Source organism: Streptomyces orinoci, assembly GCF_003121295.1.
Lineage (GTDB): Bacteria > Actinomycetota > Actinomycetes > Streptomycetales > Streptomycetaceae > Streptomyces > Streptomyces orinoci.
On the sequence record NZ_PHNC01000019.1, the window covers coordinates 43,973 to 60,069 of the forward strand.

Here is a 16,097-nt window from a genome sequence, read left to right on the forward strand (position 1 = left end):
GCCAAACCGTAGGCAACAAGGCGGGGTTGGAGCGGGATCGTGGAAGCGGAAGGGAACGCACCGCGGGCGGTACCCCCCCATCCAGTCAAGCTGCGGCATACGCGGAAGGAGTGAGCCGCGTGGCTCTTCGCCGGGCACATCACAGAGCGGAGCAGGCGGCCGCGGCGGCCGGGGAACAGCTGCTTCGCCTGGGGCGCTCGCTGCGCCCCGCCGAGACCACCCCCGACCTGCGGGCGGTGTTCCGGCCGGACCAGAGCGTCAACGACGCGCCGTACCGGGAGCGTTGGGCCCACGACAAGGTGGTGCGCTCCACTCATGGGGTGAACTGCACCGGGTCCTGTTCCTGGAAGGTGTATGTCAAGGACGGCCTGATCACCTGGGAGACCCAGCAGACGGACTACCCCTCCGTCGGCCCGGACCGGCCGGAGTACGAGCCCAGAGGCTGCCCGCGCGGCGCCTCCTTCTCCTGGTACACCTACTCGCCCACCCGGGTGCGCCATCCCTACGCCCGGGGCGTGCTGCTGGAGATGTACCGCGAGGCCCGCAAGCAGCTGGGCGACCCGGTGGCCGCCTGGGCCGAGATCGTCAACGACCCACAACGCCGCCGCCGTTACCAGGCCGCCCGCGGCAAGGGCGGCCTGGTGCGCCTGGACTGGGACGAGGCCCTGGAGATCGCGGCGGCCGCCCATGTGCACACCATCGCCGCCCATGGCCCCGACCGGGTGGCCGGCTTCTCGCCCATCCCCGCCATGTCGATGGCCTCCCACGCGGTGGGCGCCCGCTTTATGTCCCTGATCGGCGCGCCCATGCTGTCGTTCTACGACTGGTACGCCGACCTGCCCATCGCCTCCCCGCAGGTGTTCGGCGACCAGACCGATGTACCGGAGTCCGGCGACTGGTGGGACGCCGCCTATCTGCTGCTCTGGGGCTCCAATGTGCCGGTCACCCGGACCCCGGACGCGCACTGGATGGCCGAGGCCCGCTACCGGGGCCAGAAGGTGGTGGTGGTCTCCCCGGACTACGCGGACGCCACCAAGTTCGCCGATGAGTGGCTGCACCCGCACCCGGGCACGGACGGCGCCCTGGCCATGGCGATGGGGCATGTCATCCTGACCGAGTTCTTTGTGGAGAAGCAGGCCCCCTACTTCACCGACTATGTCACCCGCTTCACCGATCTGCCCTTCCTGGTCGCCCTGGACGCCCGCCCCGATGGCACCCACACCCCGGGGAAGTTCCTCACCGCGGCGGATCTGGGGCCCGGCTCCCCCTGGAAACCGGTGGTCTTCGACGCCGCCACCGGCCGCCCGGCCGTGCCCAACGGCACCCTCGGCGAACGCTGGGAGGACGGCGGCGAAGGCCGCTGGAACCTCGATCTGGGCCCGCTGGAACCGGAGTTGAGCTTCCACCGGCCGGACGGGCCCGTCATCGAGGTGCTGCTGCCGCGGTTCGACGAGCCGGGCGGCACGGTGCGGCGCGGAGTCCCGGTGCGGTGGCTCGCCGGCCGCCCGGTCACCACCGTCTTCGACCTGCTGCTCGCCGGATACGGGGTGCGCCGGGCCGGACTGCCCGGCAGCTGGCCGGCCGGCTACCAGGACCCCACCGAACCCTGCACCCCCGCCTGGCAGGAGACCATCACCTCCGTCCCGGCCGCCCAAGTGACCCGGATCGCCCGGGAGTTCGCCCGTACCGCGGCCGCCTCCCGGGGCCGGGTGATGATCGTGATGGGCGCCGGCACCAACCACTGGTTCCACTCCGACACCATCTACCGGGCCTTTCTCTCCCTGCTGCTGCTCACCGGCTGCCAGGGTGTCAACGGCGGCGGCTGGGCGCACTATGTGGGGCAGGAGAAGGTACGTCCCTACACCGGCTGGCAGCAGCTGTCCACGGCCGCCGACTGGAACCGCCCCTCCCGGCAGATGGCCGGCACCCCCTACTGGTATCTGCACACCGGCCAGTGGCGCTATGAACGATACGGCGCCGACGCGCTGTCCGCGCCGACCGCGCCCGGACTGTTCACCGGACGGCACACCGCCGACCTGGTCGCCCAGTCCGCCCGGCTCGGCTGGCTGCCCTCCTACCCCACCTTCACCGCCAACCCCCTGGACCTGGGGGCGGCGGCCAGGAAACAGGGGCTGCCCGCCGGTGAGTGGGCCGCCCGTGAACTGGAGGCCGGACGGCTGGAGTTCGCCTGTGAGGACCCCGACGCCCCCGCCAACTGGCCCAGGGTGCTGACGGTATGGCGGGCCAATCTGATCGGCTCCTCCGCCAAGGGCAATGAGTTCTTCCTGCGTCATCTGCTGGGCGCCGAGGACAACGCCAGTGCCGCCGAGGCCCCGCCGCCCGACCGTCCCCGCGAGGTGCGCTGGCGCGAGGAGGCGCCGCACGGCAAGCTCGACCTGCTGCTGGCGCTGGACTTCCGGATGACCTCCACCACCCTCTTCGCCGACCTGGTGCTGCCCGCCGCCACCTGGTACGAGAAGCACGATCTGTCCAGCACCGATATGCACCCCTATGTCCATGCCTTCTCCCCGGCCATCAGCCCGCCCTGGCAGGCCCGTACCGACTTCGAGATCTTCCACGGCCTGGCGGCCAAGCTCGGTGAACTGGCCCAGGGACGGCTGGACACCGTCCATGACCTGGTGGCCACCGCCCTCCAGCACGACACCCCGGGGGAGACCGCGCAGCCCGGCGGGCACGCTCCCGACTGGCGCACCGGGGCCGTCAGGCCCGTACCGGGCCACAACCTGCCCCACCTCACCCTGGTGGAGCGCGACTACACCGCCATCGCCGGCAAACTCGCCGCCCTCGGCCCGCTGTGCGAACAGGAGGGCATGCCGGTCAAGGGCGTCACCGTGTACCCGGAACCGGAGAGCCGCTGGCTGGCCGCCCGCTGTGGCACCGCCCCGGACGGCGTGGCCGCCGGGCGCCCGCTGCTGGACACCGACGTCAAATTCTGCGAGGCCATCCTGGCCCTGTCCGGCACCACCAACGGCCGCCTGGCCGCCGAGGGCTTCCACCGGCTGGCCGCCCGCTGCGGAACCGGCAGCGGACTGCGCGAACTGGCCGAGACGGTGGCCGAACGCCGGGTGGTCTTCTCCGACACCCAGGAACGGCCGGTACAGGTGGGCTCCAGCTTCGAATGGTCCGGCAAGGAGGCCCCCGACCGCCGCTACGCCCCGTTCACCATCAACACCGAACACCGCAAACCCTGGCATACCCTCACCGGCCGCCAGCACTTCTACCTCGACCACGACTGGATGGCCGAACTCGGCGAACAACTGCCCGTCTACCGGCCGCCCTTGGACCTGGCCGCACTCGGCGACAGCGGACCGGGCCAGGCCGGGAACGGGCGGTCGGTGACGGTCCGGTATCTCACCCCGCACTCCAAGTGGTCCATCCACTCCGAGTACCAGGAGAACCTGCTGATGCAGACCCTGGCCCGGGGCGGTCCCGTCATCTGGATGAGCGTGGCCGACGCCGAGGCCATCGGCGTCGCCGACAACGACTGGATCGAGGCGGTCAACGCCAATGGGGTGGTGGTGGCCCGGGCCGTGGTCTCGCACCGGATGCCGGCCGGCACCGTGTTTATGTACCACGTCCAGGAACGCCTGGTGAACGTCCCCAAGTCCACCGCCACCGGCCGCCGCGGCGGTGTGCACAACGCGCTCACCAAGCTGCTGATCAAACCCACCCATCTCATCGGCGGATACGCCCAGTTGAGCTTTGCGCCCAACTACTACGGACCCACCGGCAATCAGCGCGACGCCGTCACCACCATCCGCCGGCGCCCGCAGAACGTGGAGTACTGACAATGCGCGTCATGGCTCAGATCGCGATGGTGATGAACCTCGACAAGTGCATCGGCTGCCACACCTGTTCCGTCACTTGCAAACAGACCTGGACCAACCGCACAGGCACCGAGTACGCCTGGTTCAACAATGTCGAGACCCGGCCCGGCCAGGGCTACCCGCGCGGCCATGAGGACCAGGAGAAGTGGAAGGGCGGCTGGCGGCTGAAGCACGGGCGCCTGGTGCCCCGTACCGGAGGACGCGCCCGCCGGCTGGCCCGGCTGTTCGCCAACCCCGAACTGCCCACCCTGGACGACTACTACCAGCCCTGGACCTACGACTACGACAACCTCATCAGCGCCCCGCTGGGCGAGGACCTGCCCACCGCCCGCCCCCGCTCCCTGACCGACGGCCGCCCCACGGCCGTCACCTGGGGACCCAACTGGGACGACGACCTGGGCGGCGGACCGGAGCAGCTGGCCGCCGACCCGGTGCTGCGGAAGCTCAACGACCAGGTGCGGCTGGCCTATGAGCAGGCATTTATGTTCTATCTGCCGCGCATCTGCGAGCACTGCCTCAATCCGTCCTGTGTGGCCGTCTGCCCCTCCGGCGCCCTCTACAAGCGCATCGAGGACGGCATTGTGCTGGTGGACCAGGACCGCTGCCGCGGCTGGCGGATGTGTGTCTCCGGCTGCCCATACAAAAAGGTCTACTTCAACCACCACACCGGCAAGGCCGAGAAGTGCACCTTCTGCTATCCGCGGATCGAGGCCGGCGAGCCCACCGTCTGCTCGGAGACCTGCGTCGGCCGGCTGCGCTACCTGGGGGTGATGCTCTATGACGCCGACCGGGTCGGCGCGGCCGCCGCCGTCAGGGACGAACAGGACCTCTACCCGGCCCAGCTGGACTGCTTCCTGGACCCGCACGACCCCCAAGTCGCCCGCGCCGCCGAGGAGTCCGGCATCCCGCACGACTGGCTCACCGCCGCCCGCCGCTCCCCGGTGTACGCACTGATCTCCACCTACCGGCTGGCCCTCCCGCTGCACCCGGAATACCGCACCCTGCCCATGGTCTGGTACGTCCCCCCGCTGTCCCCGGTGGTGGACGCGCTCAGCGAAACCGGGCACGACGGTGAGGACCCGGCCGGCCTGTTCGCCGCCATCGACGCCCTGCGTATCCCGCTCGCCTACCTCGCCGAGCTGTTCACCGCCGGTGACCCCGCGCCCGTGGAGGCCGCGCTGTGCCGGCTGGCAGCGATGCGCGCCCATATGCGGCGCGTCAACCTCAATGAACCCCAGGACCCGGCGATCGCCGCGAGCGTCGGCCTGGACGAGCGGAGCATCACCGCGATGTACCGGCTGCTGGCCCTGGCCAAATACGACGAGCGCTATGTCATCCCCACCACCTATGGCGGCGGCACACCCGCTCCCCGGGACGGCGGGGGATGCAGCCTGGACGGCGAGGGCGGACCCGGCATGCTCCAAGCGCTGGGCGCCGGGCCCGAGGCCGCCCCCGCACCGTCCGGGACCCCCGCCGGAGCGGTTCCGGCCGACCGCGTCAACCTGCTCAACTGGAACGGCCGAGGGAAGCCCGCCGGTCTCTTCCCCCGGCGCCAGGGGACACGGCCTTGACCGCCGCCACCACCGCCATCCACCAGGCCGCCTCCCTGCTGCTGGCCTATCCGGACACCGACTGGCCGGAACGGCTGCAACTGATCCAGGACGCGCTGCGGTCCGTACCCGGCGAGAGCGGCCAACTGCTCACCGCCTTCTGCCGGGAGGCCGCCGCCGTGCCCGCCCTGGAACTCCAGGCGCGCTATGTCACCACCTTCGACCGCAGCCGCCGGCGGAGCCTGCATCTGACCTACTACACCGATGGCGACACCCGCCGCCGGGGGGCCTCCCTGGTGCGCCTGCGCTCGCTGATGCGTGCCCATGGCTGGCAGCCCGCCGAGGGCGAACTGCCGGACTTCCTGCCCGCGTTGCTGGAGTTCGCCGCCCGCTGCCCCGAGGCAGGGCGGCAGTCGCTGACCGGGCACCACGCCGCCCTGGTGCTGCTCCATGAGGCACTGGAGAAGCACCACAGCCCCTACGCCGCCGTGGTACGGGCCGTGCTGCTGACCCTGCCCGCCCCCTCACCCGCCGACCGGCGGCACGCCCGGCAGCTCGCCCGCACCGGACCGCCCGCCGAGACCGTCGGCCTCGCCCCCTACTCCGCCCGGGAAGGCGGCCCCCGATGAACCTTGTGCACACCGCGCTATGGGGCGTCCTGCCCTATCCGGTGCTCACCCTGGCCGTGGCCGGATCCCTGTGGCGCTACCGCTATGACCGGTTCGGCTTCACCACCCGCTCCACCCAGCTCCATGAGGCCCGGCTGCTCTCCGTGGCCGGCCCCCTCTTCCACTACGGGCTGTTCCTGGTCGCCCTCGGTCATATCGCCGGACTGCTGGTACCGGAGTGGCTGACCGAGCGGCTGCGGATCTCCGAGCGGCTCTACCACCTCAACGCCCTGCTGGTCGGCGGCGCCGCCGGGCTGGCCACCGCGGCCGGGCTGGGCCTGCTGATCTGGCGGCGGCTGCGGGTGCCGGCCGTCCGGCGCACCACCAGCCGCAGCGACCGCCTGCTCCATCCGCTGCTGGCCCTGGTGCTGTTGGCCGGACTGACCGCCACCGCCGGCGGCATCAACGCCCACCCCTATGACTACCGGCGGGGGGTGTCCCTGTGGTTCCGCAGCCTGTTCACCCTGGACCCGGACGTCAGCGCCATGGCGCACGCGCCCCTGGTGTACCGGGTGCACGCCCTGCTGGCCATGGCTCTGTTCGCCCTCTGGCCGTTCAGCCGGCTGGTGCACGCCTTCACGGCACCGCTGGGCTATGTGGTGCGGCCCTATGTGCTCTACCGCTCACGCGCCCCTCGGCCGGCCGCCGTCAGCCGAAGGGCAGCCGGTCACCGGCCTCACCGGTGGGGGGCCAGCGCGCGCTCCGGTCGGTGAGGCCCAGGGCGTCCGCCGCGGCGGCCAGCGCCCGCAGGCCGGGCAGCAGCCCGGCCCGTTCCCCGGGCGCCAGGGCCGACACCAGCGCCGTCACCCCGGCCCGCCGCCGTGCCAGCACCTCGGCCACCAGGGCCGAGCCGCGCTCGGTGAGCCGGACCGTCACCTCCCGCCGGTTGGCCGGATTGACCTCGCGCCCGGCCAGCCCGGCGGCCTCCAGCCGGTCCACCATGCGCATCGCGGTGGACGGGTTGACGTCCAGCATCCCGGCCAGCGCGACCAGCTTGACCGGGCCGCTGTCCGCCAGCACGACCAGGGTGCGCAACTGCGGAAGAGTCAGATTCTCGTCGATACCCGCCAGCGCCCGGGCGGACAGGCCCACCAGCAGCCGGGAGACGGCCATGACGGCCAGGGTGATCTCCTCGGCTTCCGCCCCCAGCGGTTGTTCGTCTGCCATGGTCAACCGTTATAGGCCCCCGGCCGGTTATGGCGGAGACAAATGCGCTCACCCGGCGGCTTCTTGTCCCCGGTGGCCGGTTGTCAGGGTGTCCGTTGTCCACCTCAAGTCCCGCGCTTCCGGGAGCCGTTGCCCAGGTGTCATGCCCCCGGTGGCAGACCCGGTGGACGGTCACCATATCGTCCAGGGCGCGGGGGATGACCACGGCCGGGCGCCGGCCCGGTCAGCGTGCGTGGTTGCGGCCGGGCAGCCGTACGGCGAAATCCAGCAGCTTCTGCCGGACGCCGCGGGCGACCACTCCCATCCGCTCGGGGTCGTGGACCATGGCCTTGGCGGCCTTCTTGCCCTGCTCCAGCATGATGTGCGGCGGGATCGGGGCGATCTCCTGATCGACCTTGAACTCCAGCACCACCGGCCGGTCACTGGCCAGCGCCTCGTCCCAGGCCGCGCCGACCTTCTTCGGCTGGTCGCAGAAGACGCCCTTCAGGCCGAGGAGTTCGGCGTACTTGGCATAGGGAACATCCGGAATGTACTGGGAGCCGGGGAACTTGGGGTCCCCGGCCATCGCACGCTGCTCCCAGGTCACCTGGTTGAGGTCCTGATTGTTGAAGACACAGAAGACAAAGGGCGCCGGGCCCGCCAGCCGGTCCCAGTACCGCTTGACGGTGATCATCTCGTTCATGCCGTTCATCTGGAACGCCCCGTCCCCGATGAACGCGATCACCGGCCGGTCGGGGAAGGCGAACCGGGCCGCGATGGCATACGGGGTGCCGGGCCCCATGGTGGCCAGCGTCCCGGACAGCGAGGCCAGCATGCCCTCGCGCAGCCGCAGATGCCGTGCCCACCAGTTGGTGCCGGAGCCGGAGTCGGCGGTCAGCACACAGCGGTCCGGAAGGCGCGGGGAAAGCTCCTGGGCCACCGCCTGCGGATTGATCTTTCCGCCGAAGTGCTGGCCGGCCCGCTTGTCCAGCAGGGCGTTCCACTCCTTGACGTCCTTTTCGATGCCCTGCCGCCAGCGGCGGTCCTCCTTGCGGTGCAGCAGCGGAATCTGCGCCTTCAGCGTCTCCTTGGCGTCGCCCACCAGATGGGCGTCCATGGGATAGCGAATGCCGATCATCCGGCCGTCGATGTCGATCTCCACACCCAGGGCCTGGCCCTCGTCCGGCAGCCACTCCGCATAGGGGAAGCTGGTGCCCACCATCAGCAGGGTGTCGCAGCCGCGCATCATATTGTCGCTCGCCTTGCTGCCCAGCAGGCCGATGGGTCCGGTGACGAACGGCAGATCGTCCGGCAGCACCTGGCGCCCCAGCAGCGCCTTGGCCACCCCGGCGCCCAGCAGCTCGGCGGTCTCCACGATCTCCGCCTCCGCCCTGGCCGCGCCCTGTCCGACCAGCATGGCCACCTTGCTGCCCCGGTTGAGGATGTCGGCCGCCTTGCGTAGCTCCCCCTCGTCGGGCAGGACCCGGGGGCGGCTCCAGCCGACGCTGGAGAACACCGCGCCGTGCGCCTTGGGGGGAGAGGGCTGGGCCGGGGCCTCCTGGACATCCTCCGGGATGATGACGGTGGCCACCGACCTGGTGGTCAGCGCCGTTTTGAAGGCCCGGTCGATGACATGCCGGGCCTGGGCCGGATGCACCACCATCTGGCAGTACTCGGAGACATCGGCGAACAGCTGCTCAAGGGCGATCTCCTGCTGGTAGTGGGAGCCCAGGCACATCCGCTTCTGCTGGCCGACGACGGCCACCACCGGCTGGTGGTCCAGCTTGGCGTCATAGAGCCCATTGAGCAGATGCACGGCACCGGGCCCGGAGGTCGCCACACAGCACCCGGCCTCCCCGGTGAACTTGGCATGCCCGCAGGCCATAAAGGCGGCCATCTCCTCGTGCCGGGTCTGGATGAACTCCGGATTGCCCTGTGCCCGGTCAAAGGCCCCCACCAGGCCATTGATGCCATCACCCGGATAGCCATAGACGCGCCGCACTCCCCATTGGGCCAGGCGCTCCAGCACAAAGTCGGCCACCAGAGCCATCGACATCTCCTTCGCCTCGGGCCCCTCGGGCCGCGTTCTCGCGTCCTGGGTGACCCCCGCCCCGGGTGCGTAAACCTCCCCGCTCCTCGCCCGCCCCTTGCGCCACGGGACGGCCGGGAACATTCCTCCCCGGACGGAGCAGCGCCCGGCCTTTCCCGGCTGCCGGTCGGCGGCCGCACCACGGCAGATCGCCCGGGGCCCGGGCCTACCGCCAGAGTTTCCCCCGGCCTCAACCGCCCGCCGGACGGGGGAGCCGGTCCGCGATCCCTACCTTGGGGCCCGTTCCGGTACCACAGCGTTCCAACTCCTGAGAAATCCAAGGAGAACTCATGCGCATCCGCACCACCCTCGCGGCCGCGACCGCCATCGCGGCACTGGGCGGTACGACGCCGGCATCCTGTGCAAGAAGGGCAGCCTCTACAAGCAGAACGACTACAGCCACGGCCCCTGGCTGGGTGACCGGCGCGGGATCAGCATGTACTGCCCCGGAGGCGGCTTTGCGCGGGTCAAGCAGTGGGGCTGGTACGCCTGACGGGGAGCTCGGTACCGCTCCGGTGCCGTGAGCGGCTCGGCCCACTACCGGGCGAGCAGGGTGAGCAGGATGACGCCGAGCGCCGCCAGGGCCAGGACCTTGGCGGTTTCCAGAACCACATAGTGCATATGCCCCCGTGAGCGGGGCAGGTCCTCCCCGGCCAGCACCCGGTCGGAGCGCCGGTTGAGGCGCGGGCGGACGATCCCCAGCTGCACGGCGAGCAGCGCCGCCGGCACGGCGGTGAGCGCGACCACCGGTGCGGTGGGGGCACTGACCGCCACACTGGCGATGATCACGGCGGCGAGCACGGCCTCGGCCAGGTTGAGCGCCCGGAAGACCAGACGGCCGATGCCCAGACCGATGGGGATGGTCACGCCGGGGGCCCGGAACTTCAAAGGGGCCTCAAGGAAGGAGATGGCGAGGACCATCCCCAGCCAGAGAAAACTCAGCGCACCCGCGATCGCGGCGCCGGTGGTGTTCATCGCGGTGGCCCTTCAGCCGGTGTCCGTACGGGCCAAATGGGCCAGGCAGGCGCCGGGTTCGGCGAAGGGGACCAGCCCGGTGGCCGACACCGGGGCTCCCAGCTCGGCCAACGCGCCCTGGAGCAGGCCCAGATGGAGGGGGCAGGCGATCTGCCCGTATTCCTCGGCCAGTTCGAGGAAGGGGCAGTGCCGCAGCCGGATCGCCTCCGGCGCCCCCGCGGCCGGCCTGGGCTCCGGGTCGAAGCCGAGGTCATCGAGGAGACCGGTCAGCCGGGCGGTGGCCTCCTCGGCCGTCAGCCGCCGGAAGGGCGGCGGGGGAACGGCCAGATAGCGGCCCCAGGCGCGGCCCGCCTCCCGGGCGGCCTCGCCCGGGTCGGGCGCGGTGGCGGCCAGTTGGCTCAGCAGCATCCGGGCCAGCAGGCGGTAGTTGCGCACGCCGCCGCGGTCCATGCCGGGCTGCGGCCGGTAGACCGTGCGGGGCCGGCCGGGACCGCTGGGCAGCTCGACAGTGCGCTCCACCGTGCCCTTGGCCACCAGGGCGTCGAGATGGAAACGGGCGGTGTTGGCGTGGATACCGAGACGCTCGGCGACATCGGCGACACCCAGGGGCCGCCCGGCCCGGCGGAGGATGCCGAAGACCTCCCGCCGGCGCGGAGGGTCCGCCGCGCGGTTGTCGGTGGCTGCCATTCCCGTTCCTCTCAGGAGTTTCTCCAAATATAGATGTGGAAACTTCTGGGCCGGGCGGAGGGCGGGTGACTCAGCGGGACCCGAGACGGCGGCCCACTTCGCCGATGTAGTCATCGCCCCCCCCAGCGGGCGACGACATCGTCGAGGTCGATCACCGGCGGAATGTCGATGACGGGCTGATGCCCGGCGAGGAAGGCCGCGGTCTCCTCGACGGCCCGCCGCTCCTCGCTCTCCGGCACACCAAGCTCCTTGAGCACGGCCTCACCGGCGCGGAAGCGGCTGTGGCTCATAGGGCTGGTTTCCCGGGTGGGTCAGCCACCGGCCGGAGGGGCGTCCGTGCGGCGCCGGATCTGCATCCCCGGGCGGCGCCGGTGCACGGTCAGATACGCCAGGCCCTGGTGGCCGGCGGCGATGTCGCGGGACGAACCATGGGGGAGCCACAGCACCGCGCCCTCCGAGAGCTGCTGGGGGCCGTCCGATGTACCCATGACGCCCTCACCGGAGACAACATGGACCAGCACATCGAGGTCCGGCTCCATATGGGTGCCGATTTTTTCACCCGGCGCCAGCCGCACCAGATTGGCGTCCAGTTGACGCCCCGGCTCGGTCAGCTTCCACACCACTCCGCTGGGGCCGGGCGCCTGGCCGGTCAGCGCCGCGGTGTGGCACTCCAGCCGCACCACCGGCTGCCCGTCCGCCGCTGCGTCACCCATCGCCGGCCACCTGCCCGGCGCGGCCCGGATCCCTCCCGGCCGCCTCGGCGGGGACTTCTGTTGAGGGTGACATAGGCGATCCCTTCCCGGGCCGGAGCAGATCCTCGCCGGATTATTACATGGTGCATTGGTGAAAATTCTGGGGCCGGCGGTGGCAATTCCGGGGCCGGCGTGCGGAGCCTCCCGTTCGGGTGAGGTGGCCACCGATCCCCGGACATGGCCCGCGGCCGGGGCTACGGTTTGGCGGAACACCGCTGCGCCTCCAGAGCCGACCCCGAAAGGACGGCAGATGACCGGCCACCCCGGGGAGATCGAGGGCATCGCCGCGGAAACCGGACAGAAGCTGCTGGCGGAGCTGCTGGACGAGGCCGTATGGCTGGACCACTGCGCCTTTGTCAGCGCCTCCTTCGGCCCGGCCCCGCCCTGGCTGCGGCACCAGGCGGTCTCGGCCTTCCAGCCGCTGCCGGTCCCACCGCCCGGCGGTCCGCCTGCCCCTCCCCGGCCCCGCCGGGTGTGTGTCTCCTTTGCGCCCGAACACGGCCCCAACGCCCGTACCTGGGCCAGGGATCGGGGCTACCGGCTACTGGCACCCGAACCCCGGGACACCGCCTGGGCGGCCGACAAGATCAGTGCGCTGGAGCTGTTCGCCGAGGCCGGAGTGGCCACCCCGCCATATGTGATCATCCCGGCGAGCGGACGGGCACCGGCCGGAGAGTACTGGAACGAGGACTGGCGCGCGGCCGTCCTCCAGCGCCCGGAGAACAACCTGATCGGCCAGGGCACCCGACCGGTGAACTCGCCCGCCGGGCTGGCCCGTTGCCTGGACGCCTGGCCGGACCGGGCGCTGCGGCTGAGCCGCTGGGCGCCGGGCATCTCGCTGACCGTCACCGCCTGCGCGGGACCGGACCGCACCATGGTCTCGGCCGTCTCCCACCAACTGGTCGGGCTGCCGGAACTCGCCGCGGCCTGGGGCACCCACTGCGGCAACCGGCTGGTGCGCCCGGCGGATCTGCCGGAGGGGCTGTACACCCAGGCCCGGGCGGCGGCCCGACGGGTGGGGGAGGTGCTGCGCCGGCGCGGCTTCAGGGGCACCTTCGGCCTGGACCTGGTGGAGGACGACGGGCGGTTGCTGGCCATCGAGGTCAACCCCCGCTTCCAGACGGTGGTTTCGCTGGTCCATACCGCCGAGCGGGCAGCGGGACTGCTGCCCACGCTGGGTCTGCATCTGCTGTCCTTCCTGCTGCCCGCGCTGCCGCCTCCGGTGGCCCGGGCGCTGCCGGCCGGACCGCTGCCCGGCCAACTGGTGGTGCACGCCGCCGAGGACGCCACCCTGCGCCGGCTCCCCCCGACCGGCCGTTACCGCCGCGGGGGCCAGAAGCTCACCGACCCGCTTCCCGGGCCGCTGGACCTCGCCGGGATCGGCGAGGACGAGGCCCTGTGCTGGGCCATCGCCCGGCCCGGCCCGGTCACCGCCGGACAGGAGCTGGCCCTGCTGCAGTTCGGGCACCCGGTGGCCGCCCTGGAGCCCCGCCCCCGGCCCGGAGCGGAGGCCCGGGCCTGGCTGGACGCCTTCCGCCTGGCTACCCGCACCGCCCCGCGGCCGGCCCCGCTGCGGCTCGCCGAGGAGCCGATGCGCAAGGCGGGACGGCATGCGCTGGAGCTGATCATCGAGCGGCTGGCCACCCCGGACGACCGGCCACCGCTGTGCGTCCCCTCACCCGCCGAGCTGCGCGCCGTCCTCGCGGAGCCACTGCCCGAGGAGGGCACCGAAGACCTCTGCGGCCTGCTGGACCGGGTCACCCGGGACGCCCTGGGCCGGGCCACCCGGCTGGACCACCCCCGCAGCTTCGCCTTCACCCCCTCCACCGGCAACTTCCCGGCCGTGCTCGCCGACGCCCTGGCCGCGGCCTACCTCTCGGTACCGGGCGCCTGGCTGGTGGGAGCCGGGCCCACCCAGCTGGAACTCACCACCCTGGGCTGGCTCAAGGCACTCCTCGGCCTGCCCGAGGCCGCCGGCGGCCTGTTCGTCAGCGGCGGCTCCGTCGCCAACCTGACCGCCCTGGCCGTGGCCCGCGACCACTGCCTGGGCGATGACTGCTCCCGCGCCCGCCTGTACTGCTCCAGCCAGGCGCACCCCTCCATCGCCCGCGCCGTCCATCTGCTGGGCCTGGGACGCGAGCGGCTGTCCGTGGTGCCGGCGGATGACACCCTGCGCCTGGACCCGGCGGAGACGGCCCGGCGCATCGCCCGGGACCGGGCCGCCGGGCGGCGGCCGTTCGCCGTGGTGGCCACCCTCGGCACCACCGGGACCGGAGCCATCGATCCGCTCGACGAGCTGGCCGGGCTCTGTCGACGGGAGGGCCTGTGGCTGCATATCGACGGCGCCCATGGGGCGGCGGTGGCCGCCACCCCCGGGGGCCATGGGCTGCGCGCCGCGCTGCGCCGTGCCGACTCGCTCACCGTCGATCCGCACAAATGGCTGTTCCAGCCCTATGAGACCGGCTGTGTCCTGCTGCGCCGCCCGGAACTGCTGCGGGCCACCTTCGGCCTGGCCCGCCACGCTCTGGACACCGGCTATCTGGAACCCACCGAGCCGGCCGGGGAGGAGGTGAACCTCTCCGACTACGGTCCCCAACAGACCCGAGGGCTGCGGGCGTTGAAGCTCTGGCTGGCCCTGAAGACCTTTGGCGCCCGGGCCTTCCGGCAGGCCATCGAGCAGGGCGTGGACCTTGCCCGCCACGCCGCCGCCCTGGTCACCGCCCATCCCGAGCTACGGCTGGTCACCCCGCCCAGCCTGGCCATCCTCACCTTCCGCTACCACCCCTGCGACGCCCCGCCCGGCTGGGACACCGACACCGCCCAGGAACGGATCAGCCGGGCGGTGTGTGCCGAGGGCGGTGCGCTGCTGCTGACCACCCGGGTACGCGGCGCCACGGTGCTCCGGATGTGCACCATCAATCCGGCCGCCACCCGGGAGGATGTCGCCCGGGTGCTCGATGAAGTGGTCCGTCAGGGCAGGCGGTTGCCGGAGGCGGTCAGCGGATCAGCAGCGTCGAAGGCCCGGTGATCAGCGGCACACCCCGCCGGGTGGCACAGCCGGGGATGTCCAGGGTGAGCTGGGCGCCGGGGGATACGGCCGTCCTCCCCCGGAATTTGCCCGCCACCACCTTCCCGGCCACCAGCACCACGGCCTGACCGGCGACCTGCCGTACATCGCCCATGGGATAGACCACCGTGCTCTGCTCCCCGGTGTTCCAGGTGATGTGCTCCGCCGTGCTGGCATGTGAGGCAAAGCAGCCGTTCATCCCGCCGCCGGAGATCTCGGACTTGGCGGCGGTGACGGCCGGGCCGACGGAGACACAGCGATAGGCCCCGGTGCCATGGATCCTGGTCCTGCGGGCCCATAGGCTCAACCCCGGTGAGAACTCAATGGTGTTGGTGCCCACACAGCTGACCACCGCTCCCTCCTCATGCGCCAGGGCGGGTGCCGCCATGGGTCCGGTGACCACCATCCCCACGGCCACCACCAGGCTTCCCCAGACCCGTACCCACCGCCACGTCCCGCGCATGCTCCACACTCCCTGCTCGCACCCGAGTACCGCGTCCGCCCGGAATTCTCCCGCCCGGGCGCTGTCCGGACCGGCGAACCGGCCATATGGAAAGGGCAATTGGTGGTGTCCGGCGAGGCGGGGGCGCGTTGCCGTACGCGCACCCCCGAAGCGCGCCGGTCAGTGACCGCCGGAGGGGACGTCGCAGCCGCTGTGATCCGGATAGCCCGCGAAGGCATCCGCCTCGGTGGAGGCCTGCGTCATCGTGCCCTCCACACACATATGGGAGGTGTCGATGAGAAAGCCGACCCCGGTGGGGCCGTCCTGCCGCACCCGCACCTGCCCGGTGGAGTAGCCGAGGCGGTTGAGCGCACCGCGGGTGCTGCCGGGGCTGAAGTCGCCACGGGTACGGAGGGGTTCGAGCGCCTTCTTGATGCCGCCGACGGCCGCGAGTCCCTCGCAGCGCCGCTGACCATGGAGCGGCAGGGGGAACTTAAAGCCGTTGTTCTCGGCGTAGTGGTCGGTGGGCGGGCCGGCCTGTTCCGGGGTGCCGGCCGGGGGCGGTGCCGTCGGTGTGCGGCTTTCGCCGGGACAGGGGAAGTCCGCCAGGGGGTCAGGGGTCGCCGAGGCGGGCCGCGAGGAGCCGTCCGCGCCTATGCGGTCGCCCGACCGGTGGGTACCGCAGCCCGCCGCCAGCAGGGCCAGCAGTGCTATCGGGAGCATTCCGAGCCGCGCTCTGGTCATTGTGGTGGTGTTCACGCCCCGACTCTCCCTTGCGAGGCGGCCGATGTCATGAGTACTTTCGCTCACCGGGGACCGGCCGTCCGGCGTACGCACCTTTACAGTTGTGACCGCAGTCATGTTGGTACAAGG

General features: G+C 71.8%; 13 protein-coding genes. 5 read left to right on the top strand and 8 right to left on the bottom strand.

The features are described from left to right. Nucleotides 1-119: 119 nt before the first annotated feature. Genes CV755_RS13760 through narI form a run of 4 tightly spaced genes read left to right on the top strand, consistent with a single transcriptional unit; the run spans nt 120 to nt 6,779 of the window. Nucleotides 120-3,809, top strand: coding sequence for a nitrate reductase subunit alpha (locus CV755_RS13760; protein WP_109280516.1), 3,690 nt, complete (start codon nt 120-122; stop codon nt 3,807-3,809). Between the two features lie 2 nt (nt 3,810-3,811). Continuing rightward, entirely contained in the window at nt 3,812-5,419 is a 1,608-nt protein-coding gene (gene narH, locus CV755_RS13765; RefSeq protein ID WP_161968690.1) for a nitrate reductase subunit beta, read from the top strand. Continuing rightward, nucleotides 5,416-6,027, top strand: coding sequence for a nitrate reductase molybdenum cofactor assembly chaperone (gene narJ, locus CV755_RS13770; protein ID WP_109280517.1), 612 nt, complete (start codon nt 5,416-5,418; stop codon nt 6,025-6,027). Before narH ends, narJ begins: the two co-directional genes overlap by 4 nt. Continuing rightward, nucleotides 6,024-6,779: a respiratory nitrate reductase subunit gamma gene (gene narI, locus CV755_RS13775; RefSeq protein WP_109280518.1), complete on the top strand. Its 756-nt coding sequence runs from the start codon at nt 6,024-6,026 to the stop codon at nt 6,777-6,779. Before narJ ends, narI begins: the two co-directional genes overlap by 4 nt. On the opposite strand, the gene CV755_RS13780 is transcribed toward narI, so the two are convergent. From CV755_RS13780 to CV755_RS13805, 6 genes are all read right to left on the bottom strand, one after another. Beyond that, entirely contained in the window at nt 6,715-7,233 is a 519-nt protein-coding gene (locus CV755_RS13780) for a MarR family winged helix-turn-helix transcriptional regulator (protein WP_109280519.1), read from the bottom strand. The genes narI and CV755_RS13780 overlap by 65 nt on opposite strands. Before the next feature lie 223 nt (nt 7,234-7,456). Beyond that, nucleotides 7,457-9,262 (bottom strand): thiamine pyrophosphate-requiring protein, encoded by a 1,806-nt coding sequence (locus tag CV755_RS13785; RefSeq protein WP_109280520.1) that lies wholly within the window; start codon nt 9,260-9,262, stop codon nt 7,457-7,459. A gap of 576 nt (nt 9,263-9,838) precedes the next feature. Then, nucleotides 9,839-10,276 carry a hypothetical protein gene (locus tag CV755_RS13790; protein WP_109280521.1) on the bottom strand — a complete coding sequence of 146 codons (438 nt, stop codon included), beginning with the start codon at nt 10,274-10,276 and terminating at the stop codon, nt 9,839-9,841. A gap of 12 nt (nt 10,277-10,288) precedes the next feature. After that, nucleotides 10,289-10,963, bottom strand: a complete 675-nt coding sequence (locus CV755_RS13795; RefSeq protein ID WP_109280522.1) for a helix-turn-helix transcriptional regulator — start codon at nt 10,961-10,963, stop codon at nt 10,289-10,291. Nucleotides 10,964-11,073: 110 nt separating this feature from the next. Continuing rightward, nucleotides 11,074-11,253 carry a hypothetical protein gene (locus tag CV755_RS13800; RefSeq protein WP_109280523.1) on the bottom strand — a complete coding sequence of 60 codons (180 nt, stop codon included), beginning with the start codon at nt 11,251-11,253 and terminating at the stop codon, nt 11,074-11,076. Between the two features lie 21 nt (nt 11,254-11,274). Beyond that, the gene (locus CV755_RS13805) at nt 11,275-11,676 is read right to left on the bottom strand and encodes a cupin domain-containing protein (RefSeq protein WP_109280524.1); all 402 of its coding nucleotides are present in this window, start codon (nt 11,674-11,676) and stop codon (nt 11,275-11,277) included. Between the two features lie 289 nt (nt 11,677-11,965). Here CV755_RS13805 and CV755_RS13810 point away from each other — a divergent pair, with 289 nt between their 5' ends. Then, the gene (locus CV755_RS13810) at nt 11,966-14,743 is read left to right on the top strand and encodes a pyridoxal-dependent decarboxylase (RefSeq protein ID WP_109280525.1); all 2,778 of its coding nucleotides are present in this window, start codon (nt 11,966-11,968) and stop codon (nt 14,741-14,743) included. On the opposite strand, the gene CV755_RS13815 is transcribed toward CV755_RS13810, so the two are convergent. Both CV755_RS13815 and CV755_RS35115 read right to left on the bottom strand, forming a co-directional pair. Beyond that, nucleotides 14,712-15,245 (bottom strand): hypothetical protein, encoded by a 534-nt coding sequence (locus tag CV755_RS13815; protein WP_109280526.1) that lies wholly within the window; start codon nt 15,243-15,245, stop codon nt 14,712-14,714. The genes CV755_RS13810 and CV755_RS13815 overlap by 32 nt on opposite strands. A gap of 159 nt (nt 15,246-15,404) precedes the next feature. Continuing rightward, nucleotides 15,405-15,983, bottom strand: a complete 579-nt coding sequence (locus tag CV755_RS35115) for a hypothetical protein (protein WP_241561196.1) — start codon at nt 15,981-15,983, stop codon at nt 15,405-15,407. Between the last annotated feature and the right edge of the window lie 114 nt (nt 15,984-16,097).

What these genes read in the sequence shown, in the direction of transcription:
- CV755_RS13790 (WP_109280521.1), bottom strand. Translation starts at nt 10,276, where the DNA reads ATGAACACCACCGGCGCCGCGATCGCGGGTGCGCTGAGTTTTCTCTGG.
- CV755_RS13785 (WP_109280520.1), bottom strand. Translation starts at nt 9,262, where the DNA reads ATGGCTCTGGTGGCCGACTTTGTGCTGGAGCGCCTGGCCCAATGGGGA.
- CV755_RS13800 (WP_109280523.1), bottom strand. Translation starts at nt 11,253, where the DNA reads ATGAGCCACAGCCGCTTCCGCGCCGGTGAGGCCGTGCTCAAGGAGCTT.
- CV755_RS13805 (WP_109280524.1), bottom strand. Translation starts at nt 11,676, where the DNA reads ATGGGTGACGCAGCGGCGGACGGGCAGCCGGTGGTGCGGCTGGAGTGC.
- narH (WP_161968690.1), top strand. Translation starts at nt 3,812, where the DNA reads ATGCGCGTCATGGCTCAGATCGCGATGGTGATGAACCTCGACAAGTGC.
- CV755_RS13780 (WP_109280519.1), bottom strand. Translation starts at nt 7,233, where the DNA reads ATGGCAGACGAACAACCGCTGGGGGCGGAAGCCGAGGAGATCACCCTG.
- CV755_RS13815 (WP_109280526.1), bottom strand. Translation starts at nt 15,245, where the DNA reads ATGCGCGGGACGTGGCGGTGGGTACGGGTCTGGGGAAGCCTGGTGGTG.
- narI (WP_109280518.1), top strand. Translation starts at nt 6,024, where the DNA reads ATGAACCTTGTGCACACCGCGCTATGGGGCGTCCTGCCCTATCCGGTG.
- CV755_RS13795 (WP_109280522.1), bottom strand. Translation starts at nt 10,963, where the DNA reads ATGGCAGCCACCGACAACCGCGCGGCGGACCCTCCGCGCCGGCGGGAG.
- CV755_RS13810 (WP_109280525.1), top strand. Translation starts at nt 11,966, where the DNA reads ATGACCGGCCACCCCGGGGAGATCGAGGGCATCGCCGCGGAAACCGGA.